The sequence below is a fragment of the Sphingobacterium athyrii genome, assembly GCF_003071065.1.
Classification (GTDB): Bacteria; Bacteroidota; Bacteroidia; order Sphingobacteriales; family Sphingobacteriaceae; genus Sphingobacterium; species Sphingobacterium athyrii.
Map to the genome: position 1 here is coordinate 96,060 of NZ_QCXX01000003.1, position 12,713 is coordinate 108,772.

Below are 12,713 nucleotides of genomic sequence, written 5' to 3' on the forward strand. Positions count from 1 at the left end.
ATGGATCCCTAAGTGTATGAAACGATTTATTCTCTCAATTTTTGTATTTATGCCTGTGCTGGCTTATAGTCAGCTGCAAGGTACTCTTGGACTGACAAGTCCAAAAATAGAGGATTCCATAATCGTCAGATCCGATTTTAAGCGGTATTTTGATGCGTGTGAGGTGGATGGTTCAATTGCCATTTATGACAATGCCAGAAAGAGTTGGATACTGTCGGACACCCTGGGTACAAAGCAGCAAGATCTTCCAGCCTCCACGTTTAAGATCATCAATATGCTTATTGCTTTGGAAACTGGAACCATAAAAGATGAGAATGATATTGTTAAATGGCCGGGGAAGACCGATACAGTGAAATACGGATATCGGCCAAGTATCTATCATGATATAACTGTAAAGGAAGCATTTGAAGTGTCTGCTGGCTGGGCTTTTGTTGAGTTATCCAAGCGAATAGGAAAAGAGAGATATAAGTCTTATCTGGCTAAATGTCATTATGGAAATCTTGATCTTTCCCAGACTGATCCGGATTTTTGGAATTATGGGAAGTTTGCGATATCACCGATAAATCAAGTCATTTTCTTAAAGGAACTTTATGATGGCATACTTCCTTTTTCGAAAAGGAATATGGATATTGTGAGGCGGGTCATGCTCACCGAACAACAGAAAGGATACAGTATCCGGTCCAAAACAGGATGGACAAGACAGGACGGAATCAATACTGGCTGGTGGATTGGTTATTTAACAACGAATGACAATGTTTATTTCTTTGCGACCAGACTGCGACAATATCGTAAAAATAATAAGCCGTCCTTTGGCAATTGTAGGAAAGAGATAACACTGTCGGTGTTAAAGGATCTTGCGGCATATCGCCAAAATTAATCGCCTCTTTATACTGTAATCACAAGTATTTATTAGCTCAAATAACTGTTAGTAGCCTGAGGTTTTCATCATCAAAACAAAGTATTGTGATTTGTTTGATTGATGTATCGGATTGTAGACAGTCATTTATCGTTTTAATTGATTTCTGCGCCGCCAAATCCTTTGGGAATCTATAGAATCCTATAATGATATATTTATCGCGAGAAATGCACAATCGTGGTTTACTTTCAAATAGGGAGTGCTGTATCATAAAAATAAATTAAATTAGTAGAGCCGTAATCAGGGTAATTTCAGCTGGTAATTAATAATAGAGTAGAAAGAGTGTCAGGCACATCATAAAATTTAATGAAGAAAAAATACATAATCATCATAGGAGTTTTAGTATTTATCGCTGCATTAGGAATAGGATATCTCATTTTTCTTAGTGCTTTGAGCGGAATTGGAAACCCGACCGGAGGACGAGGGCCTGATTATCCTTATTTTATTACAACCGAGTCAGTAACGGTCAAAAAAATTGCTGTTCCTAAAGGAACAAAGCTGATCTACGAAGAACAGTTTTTTAAGAAAGGACAACAGGACAAAATAATGAATGAAAAAAAACTTACCGATATCCATTTACCCGAAGGAAAAACAATAGAGTGGGGAGGTGTGCCTGTTTATACGATTACTAAATTTTTCAATCCTGAAATGACGGGATACTCGGTTTTCGCCGATTTTAGCCAATTGAGAGATGAACAAAGAACCAAATTTTCCGAATTATGGCGGCGTTGTGGGGGCGAGTTGGGCGTGTTGGTCAAAGACGCAGATGACTGGACTTTTAATACGAAGAACATTACTGATATTGCCAATTGCAGCGTGAACTATCAGCGTTATTTTAAGGAAGATGATAGGCAGCAAAAGTTTCTTGACAGCCTATATAATGCACTGGGAAAGCAAGTCAAAATCAAATAATATGAATAGAATTAATAAATATTTTTATCGCTGCTTTATATTCATTTTAATTTCAGTCCCAATGATGCTATTCTCTCAGAGTATTAAAAATAAAAACAATTATACTTATCAAGTTAGAGAAGAAAGTGGGGATCTAAATCATGATGGCAAAATGGACAAAGTAACCGTGAAAATGGATACCGTAACTGAAACAAGGCCGTTACGATTGCAAATTTTCCTGTCTCAACCAAGTGGAAAGTTAACATTGGCGGTATCCTCAGATAAAATCATCGAACCACAGTATCCTGCTGAAAACGGGGGCAAGTTTAATGGTTTTCAAATTCCTAATTTTTTTATAGAAAAAGGAATTTTAAAAATGTGGAGCGAGATTAAAGGCGGAAATATTACCTACCACTTCAAATATAATAAGGGCAGTTTTGAATTGATCTATATTGATAAGCTCACATACGACGCAACTAAAGGTTACATTGATGAAAATACCATATTTACAGAAACCAAATTTGACCTGATTACAGGGATTAGAACCGAAACCGATGAAAGATTAGGTTTGGATAAAGTATTGAAAGTAAGGAAGAAAAGAGTTTTAATAAGACCTTTACCCAAAATACAGGATTTTAAATTTTCAGATAAAGATCTGTATTGATTATGATCCATCTTCTTCGTCCAAAGGAGCTATCATTTGTTTTATAATTATCTAATGCTTTTTAACTGTTCCGTTTCGATGCGGTAGACTCGCCATTTACCGTTTTTTTCCGCGAGTATACCGACCTTTTTTAATAACTTTCCATTTTTACCATACCAGTTCCATTGATCGGTCTTATCGCCGTTGGCATATTGTCCGGTGATTTCTATTTGCCCATTGTTGTGATACCATTTTCGGCTGCTTCCGGATGACGATTTTCGTAGTAATATTTCCATCCTCCGATCGATTTGCCGTTGATTGAATTTCCAGTTTTGCTTAATTGTCCGTTTTCATAATAAGATCGCCATTGGCCTGTTTATCGTTTATTTTTCTTTACTGTAGTGTAATTGTGTAAGGCCTGTTTCAAAAGCTTTTGCCGTTATTAGCTTAAGTGTTTGTTCAGGTCTACCGTCTTTGAATAGCCTTGTTCCATTACCTAATAAGATTGGTATTATAGAAATTACAAATTCATCTATTAAATCCTGCTTTAGCAATTCATTTATTACTTCTGCTCCGCCGTCGCAATAAATATTTTTTCCATTTTCGGATTTTAGCCTTTCGATCAATTTTGTCAGATCTCCCGTATAAAAGACGGTTCTTCCCACATTTGGTCTTTCAGTTCCTGTAATGACATAAACGTCACGATTTCCGTTGTCATAGTGAGAGGAGCCGATATTTTTAAGGACATATTCATAGGTTTTCCGACCGATGATTATTGTGTCAATTGAATCGGTAAATTCGGCATAGCCATAATCTTCACCTTCTTTTTCCACAAGGTTTAAAAAACTGAGGTCATCATTGGGCTTTGCAATGTAACCGTCCAGGCTCATTGCAATGAAAATTGATATTTTTCGCATTTATCTTAAATTTTAATGATACTACAAAAGTAGTGTTAAACAGACACCCGTTCCTTGTAAAAATGCGACAAAATTAAATTTGTGAGGGCGGAATTCCTGTATTCCTCTTGATTTCATTGCTGAGATGTGAATGGTCATAATAACCACATTCAAAAGCGATATCCGATAAACTTCGATTTTCATCTGAATTTCTGATCATGCACAAGGCATGTTGAAAACGAATAATATTTGAATATTCTTTCGGTGATAATCCAATATGCTTCTTAAAACTTCTTTCCAGTTGCCTAACAGTAGTAAAATTGCGTCTGGATAGGTCAGGCACGGTAATTCGCCCGTTTGATGCATGTATATCATTGATGGTGGCTTGTAATTGATTATTCGTATTTATTATTCTGTCCAAATAAAAACGGTTAAGGTAATCGAAGGGATTATGGAGGATCTTATCTACGTCAAATGAACTGGATTTTTCAAATTCAATGGTATTATTGGTTAATACCTGTTGTGTCTCATATTTATAGAAGTTGCCAAAAGTGGCCGGTTTAAAACAAACACCGATTAAATAGCTGTCGCTTTCGATGAAGCTGTCTTTGAAAGTAGTCATCGCACCCACTACATACGTTTTTCCAAATTCTATCGAAACTGAGCCGTTGTCTGTTAAACAGTGATCTCCCAAATTTAAGAAAATACCCGCACAGCCATCGGGAAAGACCCGCTCACATTGTTTGCCCAGCTCACTTCCTTTCAGTTCCCAGTAGAAATGGATGAAGGGTTCTAATTCTTTGTGAGGTTTGCTTTTTTTGTATTCCATCTATTATTACAATTGATTCGTCAGCCGATGATCATCCGGCAGATCATTCTTTGTGAAATTACTAAAGCATATTGTAAAGGGCAAATTCTTATTTCTTTGTGCTGCTCTTGAGCGGAAGGCTCTAGGTGCAATTGACAATATTAACGGACTCACCTCAATTTGAGTAAATTTGGCAAAAAAATAACTTTGATAAATTAAAGGAATTGCTATAGGAATGACAATGTAAAGACGTAAGTTTGTGATTCACCAATACTAAAATTAAGGTTATGATATATTTAGGAATTCTAATTTTCTTCGGACTTATTACATTATTCGCTTCTTTTTATACCGTAAAACAAGAATCCGCAGCTGTGGTCGAAAGGCTAGGCAAATTTTTAAAAGTAAGCCATGCCGGACTGCATTTAAAAATTCCGTTTTTGGATCAGATCTCTAAACGTCTGAATCTAAGGATAAAGCAATTGGATGTCATTATAGATACTAAAACGTTGGATAATGTTTTCATAAAGATGAAAGTTTCTGTTCAGTATCAGGTCATTAGAGAAAATGTAAAAGACGCTTACTATCGTTTGGAAAATCCTGAAAACCAGATTACATCTTATGTTTTTGATGTTGTACGTGCTGAAGTTCCAAAAACAAAATTAGATGATGTTTTTGTAAGAAAAGATGATATTGCAATTGCTGTAAAAAGTGAACTGCAGGAAGCGATGCAAAGCTATGGATATGATATTATCAAAGCTTTAGTGACAGATATTGATCCTGATGAACAAGTAAAACACGCCATGAACAGAATTAACGCTGCAGAACGTGAAAAAACCGCTGCAGAATACGAATCTGAAGCTCAAAGAATTCGAATTGTTGCTGTTGCAAAAGCCGAGGCTGAATCTAAGAAGCTTCAGGGACAGGGAATTGCGGACCAAAGAAGAGAGATTGCAAAAGGATTGGAAGAATCTGTAAAAATGCTTAACGCTGCCAATATCAACGCTCAGGAAGCTTCTGCCTTAATCGTGGTTACCCAACATTATGACACACTGAATGCTATCGGAGCCAATAGCAGAAGCAATTTGGTTTTACTTCCCAACTCACCAACAGCAGCAAGCTCCATGCTGAATGATTTGGTCGTTTCAATGGCGGCAGCACAAAAAATGGGATCGGATAAGGAGCAGATAAAATGATTATGCCTGTTTTTCTTTTGCTCTTTTTACATGTTATTGTTTTTATGAAACCGAATGATATTTGCCAGTTCCTTTAGGTCATCGTGTTATATGGCTTGCTGCTTGAGGGGATTCCTTTGGTTACGATTATAAAAGAGGAGAGGCGAAGCAACCGATATTTTTTTGCATAATGATAAAATTCGACAGTAAATTGAAACAGAAAGGCTAGTGTTTTTTCTGTTTTTGACGTACTTTTCGAGAACTTGTGTAAACCTTTAAATTATATTCCATAATGCTTAAGAAAAGCATTAAATAATCACTAAAAATTTAAAAGTAGGCAATTCAGTCTTTATGGATTGAGCACATTATTTTGCGAAGGTTGATGGGTAAGCAAGAACTCGTCCCGGCAATAAAAAAAGGAAAATCATTGATAATCAACTAATATCAACATAAGCCGAAAATGAAGAGAAGAACATTTTTACAGGCCTTAAATTTAGGTATAGCATCAGCGACATTATATCATGGTGCGGGAAATGCAATGTCCTTAACAGCTATCTTGGGCGGCAACATTCAGGATAGGGAACTCTCGTATCACCGGATACAGGAAATAAAATATTCAACCGTTCAGATGAAATATCCCCGCCTTGTGGGGAAAAATGCCCGACTGAACCTGCACGGCTATGGGCCCAATGTAGAAATCTGTGTGATCAAAACGGACAAAGGTGCCATGGGCTGGGCTTCGTTGCGAGGGTCCAGAAAAGATGCGGAGCAGATTGAAGTGGAACTCATCGGTAAAAAAGTATCTGAACTTTTTGCTTCCAATTTTGGTACTTTGAATGACAGGTATATAGCTTTTGATATTGCTCTTCATGACCTTGCAGGGATAATCTTGCAGAAGCCAGTTTATGAACTACTTGGTCGTAAAAAACCTTATGTCACTGACTATTATAGCGGTATGATCTATTTCGACGATTTGGAGCCATCAGAAAAGCCATCGGGGATAGCCAGGATTCTGGAAGAATGTCGATATGATTATGAGGTGGGGTATAGACAATTTAAGCTTAAGATCGGTAGGGGACATAAATGGATGCCGTTCAAGGAAGGGCTCCAGCGTGATATTGACGTAACCAATGCAGTGGCCAAGGCCTTCCCTGACTGTGACATTTTAGTTGATGGGAATAACGGTTTTACAGTGGATCAATTCATTCAATATCTAAAAGGTATTCCATCGGTCAACTTATTCTGGATAGAAGAACCTTTTCATGAAACCGTTTCCGATTATGAAAAATTGAGAAATTACATAGAAACAGCAGGTATTGGCACTTTATTGGCAGATGGTGAAGCTGATCCCGATCCAGCTCTGCTTAAGGAACTCTTTGAAAAGAAACTACTGGACGTACATCTGACAGATATCGAAGGACTGGGTTTCACGAACTGGAGAAGATTGATGCCAGAGTTGAAGAAACTCGGGGTCCAAGCTTCCCCACATGCCTGGGGCTCACTGCTTAAGTCTTACTATACGGCGCATTTGGCAGGAGGGCTGGGCAATACAGTTACCATAGAAGGGGTAACGAGCACGTCAGAGGAGGTTGATCTTTCAGGCTATAAGATCCAGGGCGGCAAACTGATCCCACCGCCAGCAGCAGGTTTTGGGATGCCTCTTTTAAAGAAAATATGATGAATGATCGAAAATAAGTTAATTATGAAAAAGACGCTCTATAGTTTGGTCATCTTCATATCCACATCGGTTATTTTTGACGCGAAAGCTCAAGCGCAAAAAAACAATAATTATGATTTTTTTGACACTGTGGTAAACAACCATAACCAGATCTTTCCGCCTTCAGGTATTCCTTCAGCTATCGAAATGGTGCTGAAATATTGCAAAGCAGTGGATTTTAATTTTTATAACTTACAAATTAAATGGCAAAATAAAACGGATGGTTCTTTCCGTGACTTTGACAAGAAAGAATTATACGGAATTACTTTTTCCCAAAAATTTAATTTGCCCCGGGATGAAAGCTTTCCAATGGATAGTCTTTTTCAAACGATAGAAAATGAATTGAAATCTGGTAAAAAGGTAATTATCGCACTTCAGGTCGAAACAGGCTGGTCTATTTTTGTCGTCTATAAACAGACTCCGAATGGAGAGTTTGTTTCTTACAGTAAACTAGGAAGCCATACAACGATACTTAGAAATACAAAAGAAATTGTGAAAAAGTCTAACGGTACAGAAATCATGACGTACAGCATTCTTTCTCGTTCGTAGCAGGATACAAGCAGCTTTCTGTAGCAAGGTTCAGACGGTCAAACACTGTATTGTTGGCTTTGGTTATAAACAAAGAATTTAAATTATGAAAAAGATTCTCTTCAGTTTAGTCATATTAATATTCACATCGCTTATTTTTCATGCGAAGGCTCAGACACAAGAAAATGATAAGGACGATTTTTTTGATACTGTGGTAAACAACCATCATCAAATCTTTCAAATGTCCTGTATTCCATCGGCTGTCGAAATGGTACTGAAGTATTATAACCTGGTAGATTTTGATTTTTATGACTTACAAAATGAATGGCAGAACAAAACTGATGGTTCTTTCCGCAACTTTGACAATAAAAAATTATACGGCATTACTTTCTCCCAAAAATTTGTTTTGCCTCGGGATACAAACTTTCCGATAGACAGCCTTTTTCAAACGGTAGAAAATGAATTGAAGTCTGGGAGAAAAGTGATTATTTCACTTCCAGCAGACGCGGGCTGGCATATGTTTGTCATCTGCAAACAGACTCCAGATGGAGAATTTGTATCCTATAGCAAACTTGGTGATCATACTTTAATACTTAGAAATACAAAAGAAATTGTAAAAAAGTCTAATGGTACGGAAATCATGACTTACAGTACTTCTCCGGGGTTGCATTCTCCCCAAGCATCTGCGGATTAGATAAATCCTAAACGGAAGTACAATGAATAAAAAAACTGACATTATGATCTATTTTTTGTTTTTTTTAAACGAGATCCTGTATTTTTTTTCTTCGACGCTTTTGCTGACGGATTATAATCAAGACATATTTTGATCCAGTACTCAAAATCATCAGATTTCTGAAATCCGCTGGGTTCTACATAACAATATCCTTTGAGCTGCTTTCCTTTCATCATCATCGGCAAGAAGCCTTTTTTTTCGGAAACCTCATCTTCTAGTTCAGCGTTATAACGGCACATCAGATTATCGTGGCTAATATTGATACACATTTTCCCGTTAACAAGAAAAGATAATCCACTGAACATTTTCTTTTCCTCAACTTCCATATTGTCTTCTATTGAAAGTCTTTCACGGACACGGTTGACAAGTTCATTATTATAAGCCATTTCTTGGGTTTTTCTATCAGTTACAATCTAAGTCCATTTCCCTTTTTACCAGATTATTCTTGGTATTTCTTGGAGTAACATCGCCACAATAAAAATGTTTTGGAAAGGACGTCAATTTCTATCGGAATTCATCTTATTTGAAGATAAGAATACATATTCCAATGAGTACGTGTATGATGAATTTGAAAAGAAAGAGTTTAAAAATGGTAAACTTCTGAATACAGAATTGACCAAAATTGAATACTATAAATGATTTTCAGACGCTAGCGCATATTCCTTTTCTTTACCTGTTTGTCAAGAATTATTGTAAAATCACTTCCGCAAAAAAGCAACTGCTTTCATTGTTAACTATCATTGCTTGTGGACTTATAGGCTGTGTTATGAGAGCGATTTATCTAAAATATGAAAATGCTCAAATAAGAGACCTCTTGAGAAGAGCCGAGTTGGCTGTGGATGGCGATATACCCGGTGTTGGCTTTCAGGATATGCATCTAGAGTTCTATCTCTTGGCAGGTTTGCTTGCGGGATCACTATTTTGTATGATTGTTTTTAGAATATCTTTAAATCGTCAAAACGGAGAGCCAAATGTAAAATATTAATCAATTTAAAATTATTATACTTTTACGACCTTTGGTGCCAGCAATAGCGGAATATTTTCAATTATTTTTGTCCAATATTTCTTCGCCTCCTCACGTTGATTGTCATTCTCTAATTGATCAACATGAATCGAAATTGTCGTTTTATCACTCTTTTGGGAAGGAATAAACCTGATTTGCAAGTTTGCGCGTTCCTTGAACCCAACGTGTTTCCATTTTGTACGTATATGAGAGTATTCTTTAAAAGTTGAAAAATCCTGTTCAACTCCTTCGGACCAATATTTTAAGCCCTCTTCTGAAAAGAAGAGTTTCCATATACTTTCTAAATTTGATGGGAATGTTTTTCTGATTCCGAACTGCCAGCCTGAATCTTTTGTTAATCCAATACGTTTTATCATGTTTTTATATACTAAGAAATTACGCTCTTATTGATCTTTTTTAAGCAAAATTCAAACGCTTTTAAGATACCATTTGTTTTAAATATGAAATTACTGAACGAATATTTTCTACCGCATGCAATTAATCAAAAACTTGATTTACACAGGGTGGTTTGCCGTAAGTTATATTGTTGTGATTTCATTCTTACACTAATATAGAAGTATTATTTCAAATTTAGTTTTTGTACGAATTGATATTTTTCCCCTTACATAGTATAAACCAGAGAACAATCGGATATGAAAAAAGAAAAGAATTTAAAAACTGCTGAGATTGATCAGCGTTTAGTAGACAATATTGAACAGATTATGACCACCAATGATGGTGTGCCTATTTCTGATAACAACAATACATTGAAGGCAGGTGAGAGGGGGCCATCATTACAGCAGGATCATATTTATTTTGATAAGTTGATGCATTTCGACCGAGAGCGTATACCAGAACGTGTCGTTCATGCCCGCGGATCAGGTGCCCATGGTATTTTCGAAGCCACTGCTGACTTATCCCAATATACAACTGCAGCATTTTTAAAAAAAGGAACAGTAACTCCTGTTTTTACGAGATTTTCTACTGTTGCGGGTTTCAAAGGCTCTACAGACCTTGCCAGAGATGTAAGAGGTTTCGCTGTTAAATTCTATACCGAAGAAGGCAATTACGATCTTGTGGGGAATAACATTCCAGTTTTTTTTATTCAGGATGCGATGAACTTCCCAGATCTTGTCCATGCTGTAAAACCAGAGCCGAACAATGAAATGCCGCAGGCGGCATCGGCACATGACACCTTTTGGGATTTTATATCGCTGATGCCCGAGTCTGCACACATGATCATGTGGACTATGTCAGATCGTGCGATACCCCGAAGTTTCAGGATGATGGAAGGTTTCGGCGTTCATACATTTAAATTTGTGAATGCCGAAGGAGTAGGTACATTCGTTAAATTTCATTGGAAGCCGAGATTAGGTGTACATTCGGTCGCATGGAACGAAGCCCAAAAGATTTCAGGATTTGATGCTGATTTTCATCGAAGGGATCTTTATGAAGCTATTGAGAACGGAAATTTTCCACAATGGGATCTCGGTGTTCAATTGATTCCAGAGGCAGATGAGCTGAAATATTCGTTTGATATTCTTGATGCGACCAAGATTATTCCAGAGGAGCTGGTGCCAGTTCAGATTATCGGAACGATGACACTGAACCGCAACCCGGAGAATTTTTTTGCAGAGACCGAACAAGCCGCTTTCGACCCCGGAAGGCTAGTACCGGGTATAGATGTTTCGGATGATCCGCTATTGCAAGGACGGATATTTTCCTATATGGATACCCAAAACTATCGATTAGGTGGTCCTAATTTCCATGAGCTTCCTATCAATCGTCCAGTGACGGGTAAGCATAATAACCAAAAAGATGGTTTTGCGCGGACTGAGATCCCCAAAGGTGCTGTGAGTTATTTTCCTAACAGTAAGGCTGTGGGCTGTCCTTATCATGCAATGCTTAATGATGGTGTAGGGTTTGAATCCCACAAGCAGCCTATCAATGGTTCAAAAGTTAGAGCTCGCTCAGATTCCTTCGCAGACCACTTTACACAAGCAAGACTGTTTTTTAATTCACAGAGTCCAGAAGAACAGGACCATATGGTTAATGCCTTGAGCTTTGAGCTTTCGAAAGTTAACGATGTTAATATACGAACGCGAGAACTGGCAATTTTGAATCAGATCGACGAAGAACTAGCAAAAAATGTCGGTACAAACCTCGGACTTATCCCACCAAAAGAACTTGATCCCTTAACTCTCAAATTTGCACGCCAGAACCACCCCGAATATCCTCTTAAACCGGTCGAGCCAGAAGTTGAAAAGTCTGCAGTTTTGAGCATGAAAGTAAAAGATGGCGAGGGAACAATCAAAACCAGAAAGGTTGCTTTCCTTGTTGATAATGGAGCTAGCAAATCCTCCATAGATAAAATGAAAACTGCTCTTGAAAGGGAAGGGGCACAAGCCGTTCTGATTTCATCTCATGTAGGAAAGATCCGGTTCAAGGAAGGAACAGAAGAAGATATTCAGCATTCATATCTTACTGAAGCATCTGTTTGTTACGATGCATTCTTTACACCAGCAGGTGAATCGGTAAAAGCCCTTGCGCAAAATGCCGATTACCTCCAATTTATCAATGAAGGTTACCGACACTGTAAAACGCTCGCATTTGCACAAGATGCTGAAGAGTTAGCTGAACGATCATTTATTAAAAAAGATAAAGGTGTTATTTTCGAAAGCAAGGATAATCTCACCGAGGATTTTATAGCGATCATGAAAGGGCATCGTGTTTGGGAGAGGGAAAAATCAAGAAAGGTACCTTCCTAACATCTAGCATAAAGCAGATAGCCGTTTGAAAGGACGGCTATTTGGTTTTTACACATTATGGAAATCGCATATTGTTTGTCGTTATTCAAAAGAAGTAGCATGGAAAAAGTAGCAAGTAAAAAGATCTGACCTTTGCAAAAAAGCAATCCGGATTGGAGATAAATATGATGCCAGTTCCTAACACTTATCCATTAAAGTACGATAAAGAAGGAAAATTAAAAAGATAATGCTGTTGAATCTGCATCCTTCGATATAACAAGTCTGTTGATAGTTGATATCATTTTAGTTCGCTAAAAACTCTTTGATCAATTCAGCTGTTTCAATTGGTTTTTCAGCAAGAATAAAATGGCCACAGTTTTCGATTTTTTTTAATACTAAGTCACTTGTGATCTCTGGTAATGAATGATGAAGTAAGTCATAGCCACTTGCACCGATTGCCAGAACCGGCATTTCCAATTTATTATAGCTCTCATAGTCTTTAATATCTTGCGGAAAGGCCTGATACCATGCATTAGAACAACGAATACCATCTTTATTGTCATAAGCCTCACTATAAACGGATTTATCAAATTGGCTTATGCTATCTTTATTGACAAGAAGGTTGTCGAATAACCAAGAAATGACAATTGACATGCGCC

Annotated in this window: 16 protein-coding genes; 10 read left to right on the plus strand and 6 right to left on the minus strand. The window is 37.4% G+C overall.

Going from position 1 to position 12,713, the window contains the following annotated elements; genetic code table 11:
* The first annotated feature begins 49 nt into the window (after positions 1-49).
* The 3 genes from DCO56_RS11050 to DCO56_RS11060 all read left to right on the plus strand — a co-directional run bounded on the left by DCO56_RS11050 (position 50) and on the right by DCO56_RS11060 (position 2,471).
* Positions 50-877, plus strand: coding sequence for a penicillin-binding transpeptidase domain-containing protein (locus DCO56_RS11050; RefSeq protein WP_425444071.1), 828 nt, complete (start codon positions 50-52; stop codon positions 875-877).
* Between the two features lie 345 nt (positions 878-1,222).
* The gene (locus DCO56_RS11055; RefSeq protein ID WP_108633845.1) at positions 1,223-1,828 is read left to right on the plus strand and encodes a hypothetical protein; all 606 of its coding nucleotides are present in this window, start codon (positions 1,223-1,225) and stop codon (positions 1,826-1,828) included.
* 1 nt (position 1,829) lies between these two features.
* Positions 1,830-2,471, plus strand: coding sequence for a hypothetical protein (locus tag DCO56_RS11060; protein ID WP_146191027.1), 642 nt, complete (start codon positions 1,830-1,832; stop codon positions 2,469-2,471).
* 47 nt (positions 2,472-2,518) lie between these two features.
* Here the strand turns inward: DCO56_RS11060 and DCO56_RS11065 are convergent, their stop codons facing one another.
* The 3 genes from DCO56_RS11065 to DCO56_RS11075 form a co-directional block, all read right to left on the minus strand.
* On the minus strand, positions 2,519-2,746 hold the full coding sequence (locus tag DCO56_RS11065; protein WP_108633847.1) for a hypothetical protein: 228 nt from the start codon (positions 2,744-2,746) through the stop codon (positions 2,519-2,521).
* Positions 2,747-2,833: 87 nt separating this feature from the next.
* Positions 2,834-3,367, minus strand: a complete 534-nt coding sequence (locus DCO56_RS11070) for a dihydrofolate reductase family protein (RefSeq protein ID WP_108633848.1) — start codon at positions 3,365-3,367, stop codon at positions 2,834-2,836.
* A gap of 73 nt (positions 3,368-3,440) precedes the next feature.
* The gene (locus tag DCO56_RS11075) at positions 3,441-4,175 is read right to left on the minus strand and encodes a helix-turn-helix transcriptional regulator (RefSeq protein ID WP_108633849.1); all 735 of its coding nucleotides are present in this window, start codon (positions 4,173-4,175) and stop codon (positions 3,441-3,443) included.
* Between the two features lie 266 nt (positions 4,176-4,441).
* Here DCO56_RS11075 and DCO56_RS11080 point away from each other — a divergent pair, with 266 nt between their 5' ends.
* The 4 genes from DCO56_RS11080 to DCO56_RS11095 all read left to right on the plus strand — a co-directional run bounded on the left by DCO56_RS11080 (position 4,442) and on the right by DCO56_RS11095 (position 8,265).
* Positions 4,442-5,347, plus strand: a complete 906-nt coding sequence (locus tag DCO56_RS11080; RefSeq protein WP_108633850.1) for an SPFH domain-containing protein — start codon at positions 4,442-4,444, stop codon at positions 5,345-5,347.
* 439 nt (positions 5,348-5,786) lie between these two features.
* A complete protein-coding gene (locus DCO56_RS11085) occupies positions 5,787-7,004 on the plus strand; it encodes an enolase C-terminal domain-like protein (RefSeq protein WP_108633851.1) in 1,218 nt (405 codons plus the stop codon).
* 24 nt (positions 7,005-7,028) lie between these two features.
* Positions 7,029-7,592 carry a hypothetical protein gene (locus tag DCO56_RS11090; RefSeq protein WP_146191028.1) on the plus strand — a complete coding sequence of 188 codons (564 nt, stop codon included), beginning with the start codon at positions 7,029-7,031 and terminating at the stop codon, positions 7,590-7,592.
* A gap of 85 nt (positions 7,593-7,677) precedes the next feature.
* Positions 7,678-8,265: a hypothetical protein gene (locus DCO56_RS11095; protein WP_108633853.1), complete on the plus strand. Its 588-nt coding sequence runs from the start codon at positions 7,678-7,680 to the stop codon at positions 8,263-8,265.
* A gap of 41 nt (positions 8,266-8,306) precedes the next feature.
* Here DCO56_RS11095 and DCO56_RS11100 read toward each other — a convergent pair whose 3' ends face one another.
* Positions 8,307-8,690 carry a TfoX/Sxy family protein gene (locus DCO56_RS11100; RefSeq protein WP_108633854.1) on the minus strand — a complete coding sequence of 128 codons (384 nt, stop codon included), beginning with the start codon at positions 8,688-8,690 and terminating at the stop codon, positions 8,307-8,309.
* Between the two features lie 94 nt (positions 8,691-8,784).
* Between DCO56_RS11100 and DCO56_RS29250 the strand changes: the two genes are divergently transcribed.
* Together DCO56_RS29250 and DCO56_RS11105 are read left to right on the plus strand one after the other, a co-directional pair.
* On the plus strand, positions 8,785-8,943 hold the full coding sequence (locus DCO56_RS29250) for a hypothetical protein (RefSeq protein ID WP_165307134.1): 159 nt from the start codon (positions 8,785-8,787) through the stop codon (positions 8,941-8,943).
* Positions 8,927-9,289 carry a hypothetical protein gene (locus DCO56_RS11105; protein WP_108633855.1) on the plus strand — a complete coding sequence of 121 codons (363 nt, stop codon included), beginning with the start codon at positions 8,927-8,929 and terminating at the stop codon, positions 9,287-9,289. Before DCO56_RS29250 ends, DCO56_RS11105 begins: the two co-directional genes overlap by 17 nt.
* Before the next feature lie 14 nt (positions 9,290-9,303).
* Here DCO56_RS11105 and DCO56_RS11110 read toward each other — a convergent pair whose 3' ends face one another.
* Positions 9,304-9,684 (minus strand): hypothetical protein, encoded by a 381-nt coding sequence (locus tag DCO56_RS11110; protein WP_108633856.1) that lies wholly within the window; start codon positions 9,682-9,684, stop codon positions 9,304-9,306.
* 276 nt (positions 9,685-9,960) lie between these two features.
* On the opposite strand from DCO56_RS11110, the gene DCO56_RS11115 reads away from it, so the two are divergent.
* Entirely contained in the window at positions 9,961-12,075 is a 2,115-nt protein-coding gene (locus DCO56_RS11115) for a catalase (protein ID WP_108633857.1), read from the plus strand.
* A gap of 282 nt (positions 12,076-12,357) precedes the next feature.
* Here DCO56_RS11115 and DCO56_RS29530 read toward each other — a convergent pair whose 3' ends face one another.
* Positions 12,358-12,708 (minus strand): alpha/beta fold hydrolase, encoded by a 351-nt coding sequence (locus DCO56_RS29530; protein WP_219929368.1) that lies wholly within the window; start codon positions 12,706-12,708, stop codon positions 12,358-12,360.
* Positions 12,709-12,713 lie beyond the last annotated feature (5 nt).